Origin of the sequence: Brachymonas sp. J145, from assembly GCF_036312245.1 — a bacterium.
Classification (GTDB): Bacteria; Pseudomonadota; Gammaproteobacteria; order Burkholderiales; family Burkholderiaceae_C; genus Brachymonas; species Brachymonas wangyanguii.
Window position 1 is genome coordinate 208,526 of the sequence record NZ_JAZDCI010000002.1, and the last position, 19,866, is coordinate 228,391.

14 protein-coding genes and 1 tRNA gene are annotated in these 19,866 nt (G+C 66.2%); 11 read left to right on the top strand and 4 right to left on the bottom strand.

Annotation, left to right across the window (positions count from 1 at the left end; all coding sequences use genetic code 11):
* Positions 1 to 41: 41 nt before the first annotated feature.
* From V1261_RS03315 to V1261_RS03335, 5 genes are all read left to right on the top strand, one after another.
* Positions 42 to 890, top strand: a complete 849-nt coding sequence (locus tag V1261_RS03315; protein ID WP_329770017.1) for an AAA family ATPase — start codon at positions 42 to 44, stop codon at positions 888 to 890.
* Between the two features lie 99 nt (positions 891 to 989).
* The gene (locus tag V1261_RS03320) at positions 990 to 1,598 is read left to right on the top strand and encodes a GNAT family N-acetyltransferase (protein WP_329770018.1); all 609 of its coding nucleotides are present in this window, start codon (positions 990 to 992) and stop codon (positions 1,596 to 1,598) included.
* 3 nt (positions 1,599 to 1,601) lie between these two features.
* Positions 1,602 to 2,786, top strand: a complete 1,185-nt coding sequence (locus tag V1261_RS03325) for a vWA domain-containing protein (protein WP_329770019.1) — start codon at positions 1,602 to 1,604, stop codon at positions 2,784 to 2,786.
* A 69-nt stretch (positions 2,787 to 2,855) separates the two neighbouring features.
* On the top strand, positions 2,856 to 4,946 hold the full coding sequence (locus V1261_RS03330; protein ID WP_329770020.1) for an autotransporter assembly complex protein TamA: 2,091 nt from the start codon (positions 2,856 to 2,858) through the stop codon (positions 4,944 to 4,946).
* Positions 4,946 to 9,361, top strand: a complete 4,416-nt coding sequence (locus V1261_RS03335) for a translocation/assembly module TamB domain-containing protein (RefSeq protein ID WP_329770021.1) — start codon at positions 4,946 to 4,948, stop codon at positions 9,359 to 9,361. Before V1261_RS03330 ends, V1261_RS03335 begins: the two co-directional genes overlap by 1 nt.
* Before the next feature lie 39 nt (positions 9,362 to 9,400).
* On the opposite strand, the gene V1261_RS03340 is transcribed toward V1261_RS03335, so the two are convergent.
* Positions 9,401 to 9,847: a MarR family winged helix-turn-helix transcriptional regulator gene (locus V1261_RS03340; protein ID WP_329770022.1), complete on the bottom strand. Its 447-nt coding sequence runs from the start codon at positions 9,845 to 9,847 to the stop codon at positions 9,401 to 9,403.
* Positions 9,848 to 10,115: 268 nt separating this feature from the next.
* On the opposite strand from V1261_RS03340, the gene V1261_RS03345 reads away from it, so the two are divergent.
* From V1261_RS03345 to V1261_RS03365, 5 genes are all read left to right on the top strand, one after another.
* Positions 10,116 to 11,471, top strand: coding sequence for an MFS transporter (locus V1261_RS03345; protein ID WP_329770023.1), 1,356 nt, complete (start codon positions 10,116 to 10,118; stop codon positions 11,469 to 11,471).
* An 81-nt stretch (positions 11,472 to 11,552) separates the two neighbouring features.
* Entirely contained in the window at positions 11,553 to 13,244 is a 1,692-nt protein-coding gene (locus V1261_RS03350) for an FAD-dependent monooxygenase (protein ID WP_329770024.1), read from the top strand.
* Positions 13,245 to 13,256: 12 nt separating this feature from the next.
* Positions 13,257 to 13,451, top strand: a complete 195-nt coding sequence (locus V1261_RS03355) for a DUF2783 domain-containing protein (RefSeq protein WP_329770026.1) — start codon at positions 13,257 to 13,259, stop codon at positions 13,449 to 13,451.
* Positions 13,452 to 13,531: 80 nt separating this feature from the next.
* Positions 13,532 to 14,854: a fumarylacetoacetase gene (gene fahA, locus V1261_RS03360; protein WP_329770027.1), complete on the top strand. Its 1,323-nt coding sequence runs from the start codon at positions 13,532 to 13,534 to the stop codon at positions 14,852 to 14,854.
* Positions 14,855 to 14,942: 88 nt separating this feature from the next.
* Positions 14,943 to 15,017, top strand: a tRNA-Arg gene (locus V1261_RS03365).
* A 79-nt stretch (positions 15,018 to 15,096) separates the two neighbouring features.
* Here the strand turns inward: V1261_RS03365 and V1261_RS03370 are convergent.
* From V1261_RS03370 to V1261_RS03380, 3 genes are all read right to left on the bottom strand, one after another.
* Positions 15,097 to 15,558: a hypothetical protein gene (locus V1261_RS03370; RefSeq protein WP_329770028.1), complete on the bottom strand. Its 462-nt coding sequence runs from the start codon at positions 15,556 to 15,558 to the stop codon at positions 15,097 to 15,099.
* A gap of 2 nt (positions 15,559 to 15,560) precedes the next feature.
* Positions 15,561 to 15,869 (bottom strand): DUF4258 domain-containing protein, encoded by a 309-nt coding sequence (locus V1261_RS03375; RefSeq protein ID WP_329770029.1) that lies wholly within the window; start codon positions 15,867 to 15,869, stop codon positions 15,561 to 15,563.
* A 75-nt stretch (positions 15,870 to 15,944) separates the two neighbouring features.
* Positions 15,945 to 18,287, bottom strand: a complete 2,343-nt coding sequence (locus tag V1261_RS03380) for a heavy metal translocating P-type ATPase (RefSeq protein ID WP_329770030.1) — start codon at positions 18,285 to 18,287, stop codon at positions 15,945 to 15,947.
* Between the two features lie 370 nt (positions 18,288 to 18,657).
* Here V1261_RS03380 and V1261_RS03385 point away from each other — a divergent pair, with 370 nt between their 5' ends.
* Positions 18,658 to 19,854 carry a YbfB/YjiJ family MFS transporter gene (locus tag V1261_RS03385; protein ID WP_329770031.1) on the top strand — a complete coding sequence of 399 codons (1,197 nt, stop codon included), beginning with the start codon at positions 18,658 to 18,660 and terminating at the stop codon, positions 19,852 to 19,854.
* Positions 19,855 to 19,866 lie beyond the last annotated feature (12 nt).

Consider the following 19,866-nt stretch of genomic DNA (forward strand, 5'->3'; position numbering starts at 1 on the left):
ATCCCCCTTTCTTGTTTTTGATTAGACCAACCGGATACGACATGCAGAAATTCCAGGGTTCCGACCAATACGTTGCTACCGATGACCTGAAACTGGCCGTGAACGCCGCCATCACGCTGCAGCGCCCGCTGCTGGTCAAGGGCGAGCCCGGCACCGGCAAGACCATGCTGGCTGAGGAAGTCGCCAGCGAGCTGGGCATGCCGCTGCTGCAGTGGCACATCAAGTCCACCACCAAGGCGCAGCAAGGCCTGTACGAATACGATGCGGTGAACCGCCTGCGCGATTCGCAGCTGGGCGACGACCGCGTCAAGGACATCCAGAACTACATCGTCAAGGGCGTGCTGTGGCAGGCCTTTACCGCCGACGAGCCGGTGGCGCTGCTGATCGACGAGATCGACAAGGCCGACATCGAATTCCCGAACGACCTGCTGCGCGAGCTGGACCGCATGGAGTTCTACTGCTACGAGACGCGCGAGCTGATCAAGGCGAAACACCGTCCGCTGGTGTTCATCACCTCCAACAACGAGAAGGAGCTGCCGGACGCCTTCCTGCGCCGCTGCTTCTTCCACTACATCCAGTTTCCCGATACCGAGACGCTGGAAAAGATCGTCGGCGTGCACTTCCCCGGCCTGAAGGAAGAGCTGCTGCGTGCCGCCATCGAATCCTTCACCACGCTGCGCACCATCCCTGGCCTGAAGAAGAAGCCTTCCACCAGCGAACTGCTGGACTGGCTGAAGCTGCTGCTGGCCGAAGACGTGCCGCCGGCCGCGTTGCAGGCCACGGAATCCGGCAAGATGAAGATCCCGCCGATGCTGGGCGCGCTGCTGAAGAACGAGCAGGACCTGTCCCTGTTCGACAAGCTGGTGGCGATGCAGAACCGCAACCGCTGAGCCGGCGGGCGAAGTGGATGGCTGCGTCACAGCACCGTCATCGCTGCTGAGCAGGATGCGCTGACCAGCCACCCGTTTCGCCATCACCGGAGCCGCGCCATGCACAACGCCACGACCTGGACCTTCCCCATCACGCTGCGCCGCAACGGCGTGCGGCTGGAACCGCTCGAACCCCGGCACGCCGAGGGGCTGGCAGCCGCTGCCCGCGACGGGGAGCTCTGGAAGCTGCGCGTGACCAGCGTGCCGGCTCCAGGTGACGAAGCGGCCTACATCGACACCGCCTTGCAGATGCTGCAGGGCGGTACGCGACTGCCGTTTGCCGTGGTCGATGAGGCCAGCGAACGCGTGCTCGGCACCAGCAGCTACCACGACATCGACGCCCCCATCCGCCGCCTGTGCATCGGCCACACCTGGTATGCGCGCAGCGTGCAGCGCAGCCATGTGAACACCACCGTCAAGCTGATGCTGATGGAGCATGCCTTCGACACGCTCAAGGCAGCCGTGGTGGGCTGGCGCACCGACAACTTCAACCATGCCAGCCAGCGCGCCATCGAGCGGCTTGGCGCGAAAAAGGATGGCGTGATCCGCCACCACGCGCTGCGCCGTGACGGCACCGTGCGCGATACCGTCATGTACAGCATGACGGCTGGCGAATGGCCCGAGGCGAAGGCGCAGCTGCTGTACCGCCTGGCCATGTATACGGAGTAAGCCATGCTGATCCCCTTTTTCCAGGCCTTGCGCAAGGCCAAGGTACCGGTATCGGTACGTGAATTCCTGACGCTGCTGGAGGCGCTCAAGGCGCAGGTGGTCGGCCCGGCCACCGAGCACGCCAGCATCGACGATTTCTATTTCCTGGCACGCACCTGCCTGGTCAAGGATGAGCGCCATTTCGACAAGTTCGACCAGGCCTTTGGCCTGTACTTCAAGGGCATCGAGCATGTCGGCGAGATCCTGAAGGAGATTCCGGAAGACTGGCTCAAGCAGACCTTCGAGAAATTCCTGACGCCCGAGGAAAAGGCCAAGCTCGAAGCAATGGGTTGGGACGAGCTGATGGAGACACTGAAAAAGCGCCTGGAAGAACAGCAGGGACGCCATGCCGGTGGCAACAAGTGGATCGGCACCGGCGGCACCAGCCCGTTCGGCCATGGCGGCTTCAACCCGGCCGGCATCCGCATCGGCGGCACCGGACGCAACCGCAGCGCGGTCAAGGTCTGGGAAAAGCGCGCCTTCCGCGACTATGACGATTCGCTGGAGCTGGGCACGCGCAACATCCAGATCGCGCTGCGCAAGCTGCGCAAGTTCGCACGCCAGGGCGCGCATGAGGAACTGGCGCTGGACGAGACCATCCGCGCCACGGCCGCCAACGCCGGCTGGCTCGATATCCGCATGCGGCCGGAACGCCACAACGCGATCAAGGTGCTGCTGCTGATGGACGTGGGCGGCAGCATGGACGACCATATCCAGCGCGTGGAAGAGCTGTTCAGCGCCGCCAAGAGCGAGTTCAAGCACCTGGAGTTCTACTACTTCCACAACTGCGTCTATGACTACATGTGGAAGAACAACCGCCGCCGCTATGCCGAGAAGTTCCCGACCTGGGACATCATCCGCAAGTACAACAAGGACTACAAGCTGGTGTTCGTCGGCGATGCCACCATGAGCCCGTACGAGATCCTGCAGCCGGGCGGCAGCGTGGAATACAACAACGAGGAAGCCGGCGCGGTCTGGATGCAGCGCCTGCTGCAGGCGTTTCCCAAGCACATCTGGATCAATCCGGAGCCGCAAGGCGTGTGGCAGTATCGCCAGAGCATCGACATCATGCAGCAGCTGCTGGGCCAGGGAAAAATGGTACCCTTGACGCTTCAAGGACTGGAGCAGGGCATCCGCACCCTGCTGTAACCGCGTTTGCCACAAGCCAAGCACCCCCTCCTGCCCTTCTCCCTGTTGTCCGGCCCCAGCCACCCTGTCGTGGCGGCCTGTCTGATCCTGTGCGCCAGCAGCGTCTGGGCGGCGTCGCCGGCCGGATCGCCCGGCGCGGCCGATCTGGCACCGGGCTGGCAGGCGCTGGATACCGCCAGCAGCCAGCCGGTACCGCAGACGCCTGGCAACAGCGCACCGGCCACCGATGACGCCAGCCCCGCGGAGACGGACGCGACAGACCCGCCAGCCGACGCCGAGGCCGCCGATGACCGCTTTGCCCCGATCACCGAGGGCAAGTCCTTCGATATCCGCATTGAGGCACCGGATGACATCGCCAAGTTCGTCGAGCGCTACCTGGAGCTGAAGCGCTACCAGAAGGTCAGCGACATCAGCTTGCCGGAACTGCGCGACCTGCTGGCCTTGTCCGAAACGCAGATCCGCCAGCTGCTTGGCACGCGTGGACTGTTCACGCCCGTCATCACGCAGCAGCTGGAAGAAGCACCGGCCGATGGTTCCGCGCTGCCGCAGGTCGTCATCACGATTGATCCCGGCCAGCAGGCCCAGGTCAGCAGCGTCGATCTGCAGTTCAGCGGCCCGGTCACCGACTACGCACCGGCGCAATCGCAGCTGGCGCAGGCGCGCGACCTGTGGACACTGCAGGAAGGCGAAGGCTTTACCCAGGACGCCTGGAGCAAGTCCAAGAGCCAGACCCTGCGTGGCCTGCAGGCGGAACGCTTCCCGACGGCGAGGCTGGACAGCAGCCGCGCCGAGATCGATCCGGACCACAGCACGGCAAAACTGCAGGCGCTGTACGTATCCGGCCCCTTGTACCGTTACGGGCCGCTCACCATCGAGGGCACGCAGCGCTACGACCCGGTCATCATCGAGCGGCTGGCGCAGGTGCGTACCGGCGAGGACTACCGCCAGCAGGACCTGCTGGAGGCGCAGGAACGGCTGCTGGACAGCGGCTACTACGACAGCGCCATCGTCACGCTGGACACGCGCCCGGAAAGCGATCCCGACAACGCTCCGGTGAACGTCAGCGTGCGCGAGGCGCGGCTGAAGAAGCTGGTGCTGGGCGTCGGCTTCAGCACCGACCGCGGGCCGCGCACCTCGGTCGATTTCACCCACAACAAGGATCCGCTGCTGGGGCTGCGCAGCGTCAGCCGGCTGCAGCTGGACCAGAAGCTGCAGGCCTTCAGCAGCAACCTGATGTCGATTCCGGACGAGAAGCTGTGGCGCTGGACCGGTGGCGTCAACGTGGTGCGCGAGGATCTGGATGACCGCATCCAGCGCACCGAGCAGCTCAAGTTTGGCCGCGCCAAGGCCGGCCGCAGCATCGACCGCTCCTACTACCTGCAGTACGACCACAGCAAGACCACCTATGAAACCGGCGATCCGGTCAGCGCCCAGGCCCTCAGCGGCCATTACACCTGGACCTACCGCCGCTTCAACAGCACCACGCGGCCGACCGGCGGTTTCGGCATCGGCCTGGAAGCCGGCGCCGGCATGACGGTGCAGCCGACGCAGGAACCGTTTGGCCGTCTGGTGGGACGCTACCTGGGCTTTCTGTCGCTGGACCGGCCGATCGGCCAGGCCTTCAGCGAAGCGCTGCCGAGTGGCAGCCAGATCAAGGCCGCTGCCGTCGGTGATGCCCCCGCGATTGCCGATGCGCCGCTGGTGGTGGCTCCCACGGCCGAGACCTACGCACGCCGCCGCAATGGCGAGCTGGTCGTGCGGCTCGATGCCGGCGGCGTGTTCGCGCGCGATGGCCTGGTAATTCCGCACAACCTGATGTTCCTGGCTGGCGGCAACGCCACCGTGCGTGGCTACGGCTACCAGGAGCTGGGCATTACCAATGACGAAGGCTATACCGATCCCGGCCGCTTCCTGCTCGCCGGCAGCCTGGAATACCGCCGTCCCTGGCTGCGGGATGGAGAGCCGACCGATTTCGACATCGTCACCTTCGTCGATGCCGGCACCGTGGCCAACAAGGCCAGCGAGCTGAGCAAGGTGAAGGTGGGCGTCGGTGCCGGCATGCTGTGGAACAGCCCGGTCGGCCCGGTACAGGCTGCGCTGGCCTATGGCGTGGACGCCAAGCAGTTCCGTCTGCACCTGAACCTGGGATTCAACTTCTGATGACAGCGGCAGATCCTTCCCGCCCCGACAGCAGCGCGCCTGACACCCCGGCCACCCCGGCGGCGGTCACGCTGACGCGGCGCCAGCGCCTGGGCCACGCGGCCCGCCGTGGCGCACGCTGGAGCGCCTGGGGCCTGCTGGCACTGATCATCGCGCTGCTGATTGGCGGTACCGCACTCTGGCACTGGAGTGCCAACGACCAGTCGCTGGCCACCGTGATCCGCATCATCCGCGGCTACCTGCCCGAGCACATGACGCTGGAAGCCGAAGGCGTGAGCGGATCGGTGCGCCGCGGCGGCCATGTGGAACGCCTGATCTGGACCAGTCAGGGTGTGGAAGCCACCGGCCATACCGGTGGCGAAATGGTGGTAACGCTGGACACGGTCGATGTGGAGTGGGACCTGGCGACGCTGTGGGACCGCGCCACCCGCTTCAGCCTGGTGCATGTGCACACCGCCACGCTGCAGGACACGCGCGAGAAGATCCCGCCCACCGAACCCGAACCGCCGCTGCAGGACTTCACGCTGCCGGTGAACGTGGAGCTGCCGTTTGTCGTCGATACCCTGCGCATTGTCGGCAAGCCAAAGGAGCAGGAAGACATCCGCTACCAGTCGCCCGATGAAGCCGCCGCTGCCGCATCGGCGGCCAAGGTGGAACAGCAGCAACAGCAGCGCGAGTCCCGCCAGCAGCGCATGCAAAAGCCCGCCGGATCGGCCAGCGACCCGGCCGCCGCCGTGGCCGAGCTGGCGGCATCGGCGGCGGAAGTGGCGGCCTCTGCCGCGCGTGGCGACGAGATCGTGCTGGATGGCGACCTGGTCACCGCACCGACGAATGACACGGTCATCACCAACCTGCGCGGCCTGTACCGCTATGACCGCGTCACGGCAGTGCATGATCTGAAGCTGGATTCGATCCAGGTGGCCAATGGCCGCTACCAGGGCACGGCACGCATCGAGGGCCGCGCCCCAATGAACAGCCAGCTGCAGCTGCACGGCACGCTGGAACTGCCGGCCAGCCAGAACATGCCGGCACAGCGCCTGCAGGCCGAAGCCAGCGCACACGGCACGCTATCCGGCTTTGACGCCTTGCTGCACGTGGAAGCCAAACTGGCGCCATTGGCGGTAGAGCCGGACGTCAGCGCCAGCAGCGCGCCGCAGCCGCGCCAGCCACAAGCGCCCTCCTCCACCCAGGTGCAGGATGTGGCCCAGGGCACGCGCCTGCAGCTGCAGGCCGATGTGCACCCCTGGCGCACGCAGCCATTGGCGCGCGCCCAGGCCAGCTGGCAGCAGCTGGACCTGCAGGCCTTCCTGCCCTCGCTGCCGCGCAGCCGGCTGCAGGGTTCGCTGAGCCTGGAGCCCGATGCGTCCCAGCCCGATGGCGCAGCTTCCACCGCACGCGTGGCCAGTGCACCGGCCACCGCGGCTTCGGCCACCGTCACGACGAACGAGGCGCCCGGCATGCTCGGTTTCCTCGGCAACACGCGCTGGCTGGCGCGCACCGATATTCGCAACGATGACAGCGGCCGACTCGACAAGGGGTTGCTGCCGCTGGCCCGCCTGCAGGCCGAGCTGCGCTACGACCATGGCGCACTCGACATCACGCAGCTGCTGCTGGACCAGGGCCAAGGCGGCGGCACACTGCAGGGGCAAGGCCGCTACCTGCCCGATACCGGCTGGCTCGGCGATTTCGAGATCCGCCACCTGAACCCGGGCCTGATCGATACACGTTTTGCCGCCGCGCCGCTCAGCGGCACGATCACGGCGCGCTCCGAATTGCAGCCCGGCCAGGCCATCGTCCAGGCACCGATCCGCTTCTCGGCGCAGCTGCGCTCCGCTGGTGGCAGCCGCGCCATGGCACGCGGCCAGGGCCTGGCGCTGGACCTGCTGGATGTGCAGGGCCAGTGGAAGGACCGGACCGTGGAGCTGCCGGTGATCCAGCTGCGCACGCTGGATGCGGCGCTGCAGGGATCGGCGCGTTATGCCGTGGACACGCAGGCCGCCAGCGGCCAGCTCGCACTGCGCCTGCCCGGTGGCAGCGCCCAGCTGCAGGGCACGCTGTCCGAGGCCAGCGGCCAGGGCACGGTCCAGGCACGCGTACAGCGGCTGGACCAAACGCTGGCCTGGCTACGCCAGCTGCCCGGCATGGGCTCGCTGGGCGCCGGCCAGGCGATCGGCGGCGCGGCCACGCTGGACGCACGCTGGAACGGCGGCTGGGGCAACCAGGGCCGCAACATGCGCCTGGACGGCACGCTGGAAGCCCCGTCGATCACGCTGCGCTCCAGCGGCCAGACGGCGGCACAGCAGATGCACATCCTGGGCACGCGCCTGACCGTGCAGGGCACGCTGGCGCAGGCCCAGGTCAGCGGCCGCACCCGCATCGAGCAGCAGATGCGCCGCATGCAACTGGCCCTGAGCGGCACCGCCGGCAAGCAGGCGCAGGGCTGGCAGGCACGCCTGCAGGCGACCGAGCTGAACGTGACTGACCAGCTGCAGAACAAGCAATGGCAGGCGCAACTGGCCAGCCCGACACAGATCCAGATCACCCAGGGCAACGGTACGCTGCAAGTACAGACCAGTGCCATCACCATCAACCTGAGCGGTGCCTCGGTCGCGGGCCAGGCGCAGATCCTGGCGGAACCGATCCGCTTCGTGCAGCGCGCCGGCGGCTACACCCTATACAGCAAGGGCCGCCTGAGCGACATCCCGCTGAGCTGGCTTGATGCGCTCGCCAGCAGCTCTATCAGCGGAGCCGGTTTCAGCGGCGACATGGCCATGGCCGGCAACTGGGATGTGGAGCTGGGCAACGCCATGCGCGTGCGTGCCACGCTGGCACGCAGCCGCGGCGACCTGGAGATGCTGGTCGATGGCCGCACGCTGCGCACCGGCGTGCGCGATGCGCGACTCGAGATCGAAGGCAGCGGCGGCCATCTGCAAACCCGCCTGTTGTGGGACAGCAGCCAGGCCGGCAGCGCCAACGCACAGATCAGCACGCGCCTGAGCCGCAGCGGTGGCGGCTGGACGCTGTCGCCGGCGGCCCCGATCCAGGGCACGCTGCGCGCCGACATGCCGCGCGTGGGCGTGTGGAGCATGTTTGCGCCGCCGGGCTGGCGCATACGCGGCACGCTGCAGGCCGATCTGGCGGTGGGCGGCAATCTGCGCCGCCCGCTGATCAACGGCACGATCGCCGCGCGTGAGCTTGGCGTGCGCTCGGTGGTGGACGGCATCGAGTTTGACCATGGCCGCATGCAGCTGCGGCTAGCCGGTGAGCGCATGGTGATCGAGGAGCTGACGCTGCAAGGCCCGACCGTGAACCGCCAGCCGGGCGGCAGCGCCCGCGTCACCGGCACGGTGGACTGGAGCGGTGCCAGCAGCGGCCGTCCGCTGCTGCAGGCGGTGCGCATGTCGCTGCGCACCGAGCTGCAGGGCCTGCAACTGTCCTCCATGCCGGAGCGCCAGATCACGCTGTCCGGCATGGTCACCACCACGCTGGCCGACATGCGCCTGACCGCCCGCGGCGAGCTGAAAGTGGATCGTGCCCTGATCGAGATTCCGAGTGACAGCACGCCGCAGCTGGACAGTGACGTGGTCGTGCTGCCGAGCAAGAAGCACCCCAAGGCCACGCTGGCGATGCGCAAGCCGAACGCCGAAGCGCAGGCGATCGCCAATGACCCCAAGGTCAAGGCGGCCACGGCGCGCACCAACAGCAGCATTACCCCCGACATCCAGATCAAGGTCAGCATGGGTGATGATCTGCGCGTGCGCGGCTTTGGCCTGAACACGCGCCTGCGCGGCGAGCTGGAGGTGCAGAACGGCCCGACGCTGCAATCGCTGCCACTGCTGGTCGGCACCATCCGCACCGATCGCGGCACCTACCGTGCCTACGGCCAGGAGCTGGACATCGAACGCGGCACCATGCGCTTTACCGGCCGCGCCGACAACCCACTGCTCGACATCATGGCGATCCGCCCGAACCTGGGTGACCTGCGCGTGGGCGTGCATATCCGTGGCACGGCGCAGCGCCCGCTGGTGCAGCTGTTCTCCGACCCAGCCATGCCCGATTCGGAAAAGCTCTCCTGGCTGGTGCTGGGGCGCAGTGCGGCCAGCGCCTCCGACACCGCCCTGCTGCAGCAGGCCGCGATGGCGCTGCTGGCTGGCAGCGGCCCCGGCATCACCGGCCAGCTTGCCGATGCGCTGGGCCTGGATTCGCTGTCCTTTGCTGGCGACGGCCTGGAGAACTCCAGCGTGATGCTGGGCAAGCGCTTCTCGCGCAACTTCTATGTCGCCTACGAGCACGGCATCAACTCGGCCATGGGCACGCTGTACTTCTTCTACGACATCAACCGTCGCCTGAAGCTGCGCGGCGAAACCGGCGCCGAAAGCGCGATCGACCTGATCTATACGATGAGTTTTGATTGAGCGGCTGCGCGCCGGCCGCCCATCAGCGCTGCGACCGCCTCAGTCGCGGCTGTCGCTGTCGCGCGCGTGCTGCACCAGCAGGTCCAGCAAAGCGTCAAACTGTGCCTGCTGTTCGGCATCCAGGCAATCCACGATCTGCTGGTTGCGCTCGTCAATCACGTGCATCAGGTTGTCCCAGATCGTCTCGCCCTGTTTGGTCAGTGTCAGGTCCACGCCACGCGCATCGCTGGCATTCACCACCTTGTTGACCAGGCCCTGATCCACCAGCGATTGCACCGCGCGGCTGGCCTGGCCCTTGTTGACATTGGCCATGTGCGCCACTTCATTGAGTGACAACGGGCTGAAGGAACCAATCGCAGCCAGGCAGCGCCCTTCTCCCGGGGGCAATCCGGTGCCATCGAGATAGGCCTGCTGCGTGGCCCGATCGGTCAGCTTGGACAGGGTATGCAGCCGGTGGGTATAGGAGCGATCGAGTGGGTACTTCACGGCAAAAGGCCCAGGGAAACGGGCTCCGTGATCACGCAGCCTTCCTGTCTCATTGTATCTGAGGGTTTAACACTATTAAGTTGCGTACGCAACTAGAATTTCCCCTAGTGCACGCCGGCCATGCAGGCATTACCATTCGTTGCGTTGGCAACTATTTACTTGACTCAGATCAAACATTGCTGGCGATTCCTGTCTGGCAGTGGCTGTTGTTGCTGCCGGATATTCCCGATCCGCGCCGCACCCGTGCGGGTGCACAAGAGACAACAATATGAGCGCTTCCTCCATCCCACAGATCAACCTCGTGCTGCACCCGGTAGATCCCGTCGCCTCGCAGCAGGTCACCCAGAAAGTGGCCAGGCATCTGCTGTGGTTCCTGTTCATCCTGTTCGTATTTTCCTTCCTGGACCGCATCAACATCGGCTTTGCCGGTCTGACCATGAAGAGCGACCTGGGCCTGACCAACACCCAGTTCGGCATGGCCACCTTCCTGTTCTACATCGCCTACATCGCCTGTGGTGTGCCGAGCAACCTGGCGATTGCACGCTGGGGCGCACGCCGCTGGATCGGCAGCATCATGATTGCCTGGGGCCTGGCCTCCACCGCAACCATGTTTGCCACCGATGCCACTTCGCTGTACTGGCTGCGCATCCTGGTCGGCATCACCGAAGCCGGCTTTCTGCCGGGCATGCTGCTGTTCATGACCTACTGGTTCCCGGCCGCCTACCGCGCCCGCGCCAACGCGCTGTTCATGATCGCCATGCCGGTGACCGCCGGTGTCGGTTCCGCCATCTCCGGCCTGATCCTGGGCATGGACGGCATCTGGGGCCTGAAGGGCTGGCAGTGGCTGTTCTTGCTGGAAGGCATGCCTTGCGTGTTCCTGGGCATCGCCGTCTATTACTACCTGCAGGATCGCCCTGAGCAGGCACCCTGGCTGACTGCCCAGGAAAAGCAGACGCTGGACCACACCCTGGCCAACGAGCGCGCCCAGGCCCTGGCGGCCCAGCCGGCCAGCGCCAAGCAGACCAGCCTGCTGAAGGAGCTGAGCTCCGGCACCGTGCTGAAGTTCTGCGCCGCCTACTTCTTCCTGGTGAACAGCCTGGCCATGGTCGCCGTGTGGACGCCGCTGATCGTGAAGAGCTTCAACGCCAACGCCAGCAACACCACCATCGGCCTGCTCGCCGCAATTCCGCCGGTCTGCACCATCATCGCCATGCTGTTCTGGGGCCGCCGCTCCGACCGCACCCAGGAGCGCCGCTGGCACCTGATCATCCCAATGCTGTTCGCCGCTGCCGGCTGGCTGCTGACCGCTTATGGCGACGGCGCCGTGCTGAAACTGGCCGGCGTCTGCATGGCCTCCGCCGGCGCCTACACCGCCATGTCCATCTTCTGGACCACGCCTGACGCTTCGCTGAGCTTCGAGGCACGTGCCCTGGGCATTGCCGTGATCAACGCCATCGGCAATATCGGTTCCGCCACCAACCCGCTGATGGTGGGCTGGCTGAACGACCTGACCAACACCTTTACCTCCGGCCTGATCGTGTCTGCCGTGATGCTGGTGCTGGGTGCCATTACCGTGCTGTTCCTGCCCATCCCCAAGATGATCAAGAGCAAGGCCGAACTCTGACCAGAGCCATGGCGCGGCAGCCGCGAGCACCGCGCTACCCCCGAATTTCCGCACACCCATTTCTATTGCAGGAGACACACCATGCATACCCCCACCACGGAAGCCCGCCCTTCCATCTATTACACCTACGAGGTGTTCCAGCCCTGGCTCGCCAGCCAGCACCCGAAGCAGGAGCGCAAGCCGGTCGTGATCGCCGGCTCCGGCCCGGCCGGCATGGTGACGGCGCTGGAACTGGCGCGTCACGGCGTGCCCTCGGTGGTCGTCACTTCCGAGTTACAGTTCTCGCAGGGCAGCCGCGCCATCGTGTTCACGCGCCGCTCGATGGAAATCCTGCAGCAGGTTGGCGTGGCTGACCGCATGACCGAAGGCGGCCTGCCTTGGCTGTACGGCAACTCCTACTACCGTGGCCAGCGCGTGTTCCGCATGGAAAGCGTTCAAGATCCGGACGACCGTTTCTACCCGATGATCAACGTGCAGCAGCAGTACATGGAAGAGTATCTGCACGATGCCTGCAAGGCGAATCCGCTGATCGATTTCCGCTGGGGCAACAAGGTCGCGGCCGTGGCGCAACAGGACGGCTACGTCGACATCACCATCGACACGCCCGAAGGCGAGTACCAGCTCGAAGCCGACTGGCTGGTCGATGCCACTGGCGGCCGTTCCAGCATCCGTGACAACATGGGCCTGTGGATGGAAGGCTCCTCCTACGAGGGCTTCTTCGTCATCGCCGACATCAAGATCGACCTGCCGCTGCCGACCGAGCGCCTGGCCTTCTTCGACCCCGAATGGAACCCGGGCAACACGATCCTGATGCACCGCGAACCGCACGGCATCTGGCGCCTGGACTACCAGCTGCCGCCAGGCGAAACGCCCGAGCAGGCACTGCATGTCGATTCCCTGACCGAGCGCATCAACGCCCAGCTGGCCATGATCGGCCATGCCGGCGTGCCGTGGGACATGGACTGGTGCTCGGTCTACTCCGCACGCACGCTGACGCTGGCCGACTATGTGCACGGCAACGTCATCTTCACCGGCGATGCTGCCCACCTGCTGCCGATCTTCGGCGTGCGCGGTGCCAATACCGGTTTCCAGGATGCGCAATCGCTGGGCTGGCACCTGGCCCACGTGGTCAAGGGCCTGTCCAGCCAGCAGCTGCTGGCCAACTACAGCGCCGAGCGCGTCGGTGCCGCGCGCGAGATCATCGACGAAGCCGGCAAGAGCACGCGCTTCATGACGCCGCCCAGCCGTGGCTTCCGCCTGCTGCGTGACGCCGTGCTGTCGATGTCGCTGACAGTCGATTTCGTGCGTCCGCTGTACCACTGGCGTACCTCTCGCCCGCACGAGTACACGCACTCCATGCTCAACAGCGTGGGCGATGACAACGCACTGTTCAAGGCCGGCCCGGCACATGGCGCGCCGCCGACCAACATCCGTCTGGCACCGAACGACTTCCTGCTCGACCATCTGGGCGGCGGCTTTGACCTGATCTACTTCACCACCGCCAGCGCGATTCCGGAATCGCTGCAGCAGGTCGTGGCCGCTTTCCGCGCCCGCGGTGCCCAGCTGCGCGTGATCGCCGTCGGCGCTGCCGAGCCGGTCGCCGGTGCCGACCTGACATTGGCCGATGCCGATGGCCACTTCCGCCAGCGCTACGGCGTGCGCGCCGATGGTGGCGCTTACCTGCTGCGCCCGGACCAGCACGTGTGCGCGCGCTGGGTCACGCTGGACGCCGTCCGTCTGCAAGCCGCCCTCGATACCGCCCTGCCCCAGTAAGGAGAGATTTCCATGACAACGCAACAACAAGCCCTCACCATCGGCGGTCTGGAGACCGTCTACGATCAACTGGCCCAGGCCATCGACCAGGCCGGCGAAGACAAGACCGAGCTGTTCCTGGTCAAGCTGGCACTGCTGAACGCCAACGCGCTGGCGGATCCGGAACTGTTCGGCCGCCATATCGCCTCCGCCCTGCAGGACCTGTAAGTCCTGCCGGATTCCCGCTTGAGCGGGTCGCCCGGCGCGATCCGCCCAGTGGCATGCTGTACGTCTCACAAGGAACCACCATGTACACCCTGAACGAAACCCATGATCCGGCGCTGCGCAGCTGGGTCGCCAGCGCCAACGATGCCGGCGCCGATTTCACCATCCAGAACCTGCCGTTTGCCGCCTTCCGACGCAAGGGCAGCGCCGAAGCCTTCCGCGGCGGTGTCGCCATCGGCGACCAGATCGTCGACCTGGCTGCGGTCGCGCAAGCCGGCATTTTCAGCGACGCCGCCGCCGAAGCCGCCCAGGCCGGTGCCGAAGAGCGCCTGAACACGCTGATGGGCTTGGGCCAACCGGCCTGGTCGGCGCTGCGCCTGGCGCTGTCGCGCGGCCTGCGCGAAGGCTCCGAGCAGCAGTCTGCGCTGCAGGCCTGCCTGGTGCCGCAACAGGACGCCGAATACAGCGTGCCGGCGCGCATCGGCGACTACACCGACTTCTATACCTCGGTCTACCACGCCACCAATATCGGCGCGCAGTTCCGCCCGGACAACCCGCTGCTGCCCAACTACAAGTGGATCCCGATCGGCTACCACGGCCGCGCTTCCAGCGTGAACGTCTCCGGCACCGATTTCCGCCGTCCACAAGGCCAGACGCGCCCGTCCGAGGGCAGCAGCACGCCCAACTTCGGTGCCAGCCAGCGCCTGGACATCGAGCTGGAACTGGGCATCTTCATCGGCTGCGGCAACGCCCAGGGCGAACCGATCGCCATGGCCGATGCCACGCAGCACGTGTTTGGCCTGTGCCTGCTGAACGACTGGTCGGCGCGCGACATCCAGCCCTGGGAATACCAGCCGCTCGGCCCCTTCCTGTCGAAGAACTTCGCCACCACGATCTCCCCGTGGGTCGTGACGATGGAAGCGCTGGCGCCCTACCGCACCGCCTTTACCCGTCCCGAAGCTGATCCGCAACCGCTGCCCTACCTGGATACGCCGACGCTGTGGACCCAGGGCGCAGTGGATGTGCAGCTGGAAGTGCTGGTGCAGACGCAGCAGATGCGTGATGCCGGCCAGGCGCCGGAATCGCTGATCACCACCAACTACCGCCACGCCTACTGGACGATCGAGCAGATGGTGACGCACCACACCGTCAACGGCTGCAACCTGCAACCGGGCGACCTGTTCGGCAGCGGCACCCTGTCCGGTCCGACGCTGGACCAGGCCGGCGCGCTGATCGAGCTGACCACCGGCGGCAAGAACCTGGTCACGCTGGCCAACGGCGAAAGCCGCACCTGGCTGCTGGACGGCGACAGCATCGTGCTGCGCGGATGGTGCCAGAAGGATGGCGCGGCCCGCATCGGCTTCGGCGAGTGCGAAGCCACCATCCTGCCGGCACGCCAGGGCTGATTCCCGCGCCTCGGCTACAATAAGCGGCTGGCCTGCGCACGTGGGCTGGCCGCTTTTTGTCCTGCGGCAGCGCTGCTGCAGGACGGTGCTCTCCGTAGTTCAATGGATAGAACGGGGCCCTCCTAAGGCTCAGATGCAGGTTCGATTCCTGCCGGGGAGGCCAGTTAGACCTATGTGAAAAGCCGCTTTCCTGCTGGAGAAGCGGCTTTTTATTGTCTGGATGGATCCAGTTCAGCTACAGTTCACGCACACATCGCATCACAGTCCTCGATCGTGCTCTCCCAGCCCGCACGCGATTCCTGCACGACGATCTTCTGGTGCATCAGCCGCTCCACCTGGCTGGCGCGTTCCATGGCCTTTCGGATCGGTACATTACCCTCGGCATGCGCGGCGTACAGCAAGCGCATCAGCTTGTCTGCCCAGCGCGGCACCTTGCCGGTCTTTTCCCAGCGCGCCACGGTCTGAACATCTACGCCGAGTTGCGTCGCCAGTGCAGACTGCGAAACCAGCATGCCGGCACTGCGGATATAGCGGAACTCCACGCCTGTCAGATGGCCGGTCTTGCGCGTCAGGGCCAGACAGATGGCGCGCGTCAGACCTTCCTGATCACGAATCGACACGGCTTCGCCATGGCGCGTCTGACGCACCTCGTATCCATTGGCCAGCCAGACATTGCGCAGGCCACCGTCCTTGTACTGCAGCATGGCTACTCCTTCGTAATGTCAATCACGGTCACGACGATCAGGTCAGGCTCAGGATATTCCACATGCACCACCACCGCGACATTCATGCCAGCCACGTAGCGGCCCATGCGACAGTTCAGTCCTCCATGGCGGATATCCGGCTCCGGCGGCATCGCTATCTTTCCTTTCAGCAAGACATCAAACACCATGGGCCGGTTGATCTTTCGCCCCCACATGCGTACTTCGGCATGCCGGGTGATCAGCACGTTGGAACTGTCAGCAGCCATCTTCCGGATGTGCTTCTCAAGCTGATGAATGCTGGGTTGGCGCACGTGATCTATCTATCAAAATGATAGGTTATCATACCGCAGGGCCAATGCTGCAGCAACCTCTGTTTGTCCCCCTCATCAGACAGATGGCCGCCACCGCAACATCCGCAACCCGTTAAACACCACCAGCAGCGCCGCCCCGACATCGGCAAACACCGCCATCCACATGCTGGCGTTGCCAAACACCGCCAGCAGCAGGAACACCGCCTTGATGCCCAGCGCCAGGCTGATGTTCTGCCAGAGCACGCCATGGGCGCGGCGTGACAGGCGGATGGTTTCGGGGACGCGGCGCAGGTCGTCGTTCATGATGACGACATCAGCTGCTTCGGTGGCGGTGTGGGTGCCGGCCTGGCCCATGGCAAAGCCGACCTGGGCCGCGGCCAGGGCCGGCGCATCGTTGATGCCGTCGCCGACCATGCCGATCGCCTGCTGCGGCTGCGCCGCCATGGCCTGGATCGCTTCCAGTTTTTGCTGCGGCAACAGGCCGGCCTGTACCTCGCTGATGCCGGCTTCGGCGGCAATCGCCTGCGCCGTGGCCGGGTTGTCGCCGGTCAGCATCACCGGGGTGATGCCGAGGGCGCGCAGTTCCCGGATCGCCTGCTGCGAGCTGGGCTTGATCGCATCGGCCACGGCAAACAGGCCGAGCACGCCCTGCGCATCGGCCAGCAGGCTGATGCTGCGACCCTGCCGCTCGTGCACGGCCAGGCGTTCGGCCAGCGCCGGCGTCAGCTGGCCACGCTCCTCGATCCAGCGGCGGTTGCCCAGTACCAGCGCCTGTCCGGCGATGCTGCCCAGCGTGCCACGGCCGGCTTCGGCGGCAAACGCCTCCACCTCGGGCAAGCTGGTGGACACGGCCAGTCCCTGCACGATGGCTTTCGACACCGGATGGTCGGAGCGCGCCGCCATGGCAGCCGCCAGTTGCCAGATCTGATCGGCTGGGATATCGGCACGCAGGCTTTCCTGCGCCACCAGCCGCGGCTTGCCTTCGGTGATGGTGCCGGTCTTGTCCAGCGCCATCTGCGTGATCTTGCGCGCTTCTTCCAGGTAGGCACCACCCTTGATCAGGATGCCTCGCCTTGCCGCTGCCGCCAAACCACTCACCACCGTCACCGGCGTGGAAATCACCAGCGCACACGGGCAGGCAATCACCAGCAGCACCAGCGCCTTGTACAGGCCGGTCAGCCAGCTCCAGCCGCCCAGCCAGGGGCCGAGAATCGCCACCAGGATCGCGATGATGAACACGGCCGGCGTGTAGACCGCGGCAAAGCGATCAACAAAGCGCTGGGTTGGCGCACGCGAACCCTGTGCCTCTTCCACGGCGTGGATGATGCGCGCCAATACGGTATCGGTGGCCGGCGCGGTGACTTCGAATTCCAGCGCGCCGTGCTGGTTGATGGTGCCGGCAAAGACCTCGTCGCCCGGGCCTTTTTCCACCGGCACGCTTTCGCCCGTCACCGGTGCCTGGTCGATGGCGCTGTGGCCGGCCTGCACGCGGCCGTCCAGTGCCAGCCGCTCGCCCGGCTTCACGCGCACGATGGCACCCACGCGGATCGCTGCCGCCGGCTGGCTGAGCCAGCTGCCATCCGGCTGGCGCACCTCGGCCACCGAGGGCGCCAATTCGAGCAGGCTCTTGATAGCGTTGCGCGCCCGGTCTACCGCACGCACCTCGATCAGCTCGGCCATCGCATACAGCGCCATCACCATCGCGGCTTCCGCCCACTGGCCGATAAGGAAGGCGCCGGTCACGGCCACCGTCATCAACGCCGTGATGTTGAGCTGGCCACGCAGCAGCGATGCCAGCCCCTTGCGGTAGACGGCAAAGCCGGACAGCGCAATCGCCAGCGCCGCCACGGCCATGCTGGCGATCTCCCAGGTCAGCGTCTCCGGCGCGAAGAAGTGGATCAGCTCGGCCCCCAGGGCCAGCACCAGCGCCGCGCCCAGCTTGACCATCTCGCGCTGCTGGCGCTGCTGCGTGTGCTCAGCCGGGATAGCCTGGCTCAGACGCTCGGTCTTCAGCCCCGCCGCCTGGATCGCCTGCTCGATTCCGTCCCAGGCGCTTTCTGCGGCCTGCACCGTCACCGTGCGTGCCGACAGGTCAAAACGCAGGCTGCCTACCGCCATGCCATCGAGCGCGCGGCGGATCATCGCTTCCTCGCTCGGGCAATCCATGTCCGGTACACGCAGCAGGAGACCGCCTTGCGCCACGCGCTCGGTCTTCAGGCCGGCGGCTTCGATCGCCTGCACGATGGCCGCATGGGCACTGTCATCGGCCTGCAACGTCAGCGTGCGCCCGCCCAGGTCAAAGCGCATACTGCCCACCGCCATGCCCTCAAGCGCACGGCGGATCATCGCTTCCTCGCTCGGGCAATCCATATCGGGAATGCGCAGCTGCAAGGTGCTGGCTGCACTGCCCAGCGGCATCGGGCTTGCGCAGGCGCTGCTACCGCAGCTGCTGTCAGGCGCCTCTTGCGGGATGCAGCCGCCACAGCAGTCACTTCCGGACTGCGCTGGCACCTCAGGAGTGGCATCGCAGCAGCTGTCCTTGTCAGCCGAAGCCGCCGGACCGCAGCAGCCACTTGCTGCCTTCACCGGCGCTTGCGGCACCGATGCTGAACAGCCACAGCCGTGGCTCTGGCCGTCTTCAACAACATCATGGGAATGGGAATCGTGCTTCATGTCTGTCATGATGAACCCTGAAGTCACTACAAGGTCAAACCCCTGTGATCATCAGGGTTGTCATACCGGCCCTGGCGTCTGGCATGATCGTTGCGATTCCGTTTCAGGAGACCCCATGCCCCGCAGTTCCCGGCCCGCTTCCACCCTGCCCGATTGGCTTATTCTCGTGCTCGGCGCGATGGCGCTGGCGCTGGCCATGGGCATTGGGCGATTCGCCTTTACCCCGCTGATGCCGCTGATGCTCCGCGACGGCACCCTGACTGCCGCCCAGGGAGCGGAATGGGCCACGCTCAACTATGTCGGCTACCTGTTGGGCGCGCTGACGGCGGCCTGGTTTTCGGCGCAGCCCTTGCGCGGCCTGCGGCTGGCGCTGTATGGCGTGGCGGCTACCACGCTGGCGGTAGCCTGGGTCGGTGACGGCCTGCCAGCCTGGTCTGGCGCGCTGCTGCGCACCGTGGCTGGCGTGTTCAGCGCCTGGGCGCTGGTCTGCACCAGCAGCTGGTGCCTGGGTGAAATGGCGCGACGGCACCTGTCGCACCGCGGTGCCTGGATTTATGTCGGCGTCGGCAAGGGCATTGCACTGGCCGGCGTGGTCGCCTGGATCGGCGGCCACCAGAGCGCGCAGGCGCTGTGGCTGGAGTTTGGCGTGGTGACGCTGATCGGAGCGTTGCTGCTGCATGTGCTGGCCCAACCCGGTCCTGCGACAGCCGCTGCCAGCAGCACGCCGGCCGGCCAGCAGCCAGACGCGCCTCCCAGGACGCTGGGCCTGATCGTCTGCTACGGCATTTTCGGCTTTGGCTACATCATGCCGGCCACCTTTCTGCCCACCCTGGCGCGCCAGCAGATCAGCGATCCCATGGTATTCGGCCTGACCTGGCCGCTATTCGGGGCGGCTGCCGCCGTCTCGGTGGCGGCAGCCGCGCTGTGGATGTCCAACTGGAGCCGGCATCGCCTGTGGGCAGTGGCACAAGGCATCATGGCAATCGGCACGCTGATGCCGCTGCTGAACCCGGCGCTGTGGTCGCTGGCGCTATCGGCGGTGCTGGTGGGTGGCACCTTCCTGCTCACCACCATGGGCGGCCTGCAGCTGGCGCGCGCCTACGCGCCCGACAATCCGACGCCGCTGCTGGCGCGCATGACGGTGGCCTTTGCCGCCGGCCAGATCCTCGGCCCCTTGCTGGTACGCGCGATTGGCGACCAGCGCTGGCTCGGCTGGGACGCCCTGGCCTGGGGCCATGCCTCGGCGACCGTGCTGCTGCTGATCACCGCCGCCTGGCTGTGGCAGGCCTCGCGCAAGCCGGGTGCGGCCTGATCGTGCAATGGC

Bases quoted from the DNA above. Each gene is read 5' to 3' on its own strand.
- V1261_RS03315 (WP_329770017.1), top strand. From the start codon at position 42: ATGCAGAAATTCCAGGGTTCCGACCAATACGTTGCTACCGATGACCTG.
- V1261_RS03320 (WP_329770018.1), top strand. From the start codon at position 990: ATGCACAACGCCACGACCTGGACCTTCCCCATCACGCTGCGCCGCAAC.
- V1261_RS03325 (WP_329770019.1), top strand. From the start codon at position 1,602: ATGCTGATCCCCTTTTTCCAGGCCTTGCGCAAGGCCAAGGTACCGGTA.
- V1261_RS03335 (WP_329770021.1), top strand. From the start codon at position 4,946: ATGACAGCGGCAGATCCTTCCCGCCCCGACAGCAGCGCGCCTGACACC.
- V1261_RS03345 (WP_329770023.1), top strand. From the start codon at position 10,116: ATGAGCGCTTCCTCCATCCCACAGATCAACCTCGTGCTGCACCCGGTA.
- V1261_RS03350 (WP_329770024.1), top strand. From the start codon at position 11,553: ATGCATACCCCCACCACGGAAGCCCGCCCTTCCATCTATTACACCTAC.
- V1261_RS03355 (WP_329770026.1), top strand. From the start codon at position 13,257: ATGACAACGCAACAACAAGCCCTCACCATCGGCGGTCTGGAGACCGTC.
- fahA (WP_329770027.1), top strand. From the start codon at position 13,532: ATGTACACCCTGAACGAAACCCATGATCCGGCGCTGCGCAGCTGGGTC.
- V1261_RS03370 (WP_329770028.1), bottom strand. From the start codon at position 15,558: ATGCTGCAGTACAAGGACGGTGGCCTGCGCAATGTCTGGCTGGCCAAT.
- V1261_RS03380 (WP_329770030.1), bottom strand. From the start codon at position 18,287: ATGCCGCTGGGCAGTGCAGCCAGCACCTTGCAGCTGCGCATTCCCGAT.
- V1261_RS03385 (WP_329770031.1), top strand. From the start codon at position 18,658: ATGCCCCGCAGTTCCCGGCCCGCTTCCACCCTGCCCGATTGGCTTATT.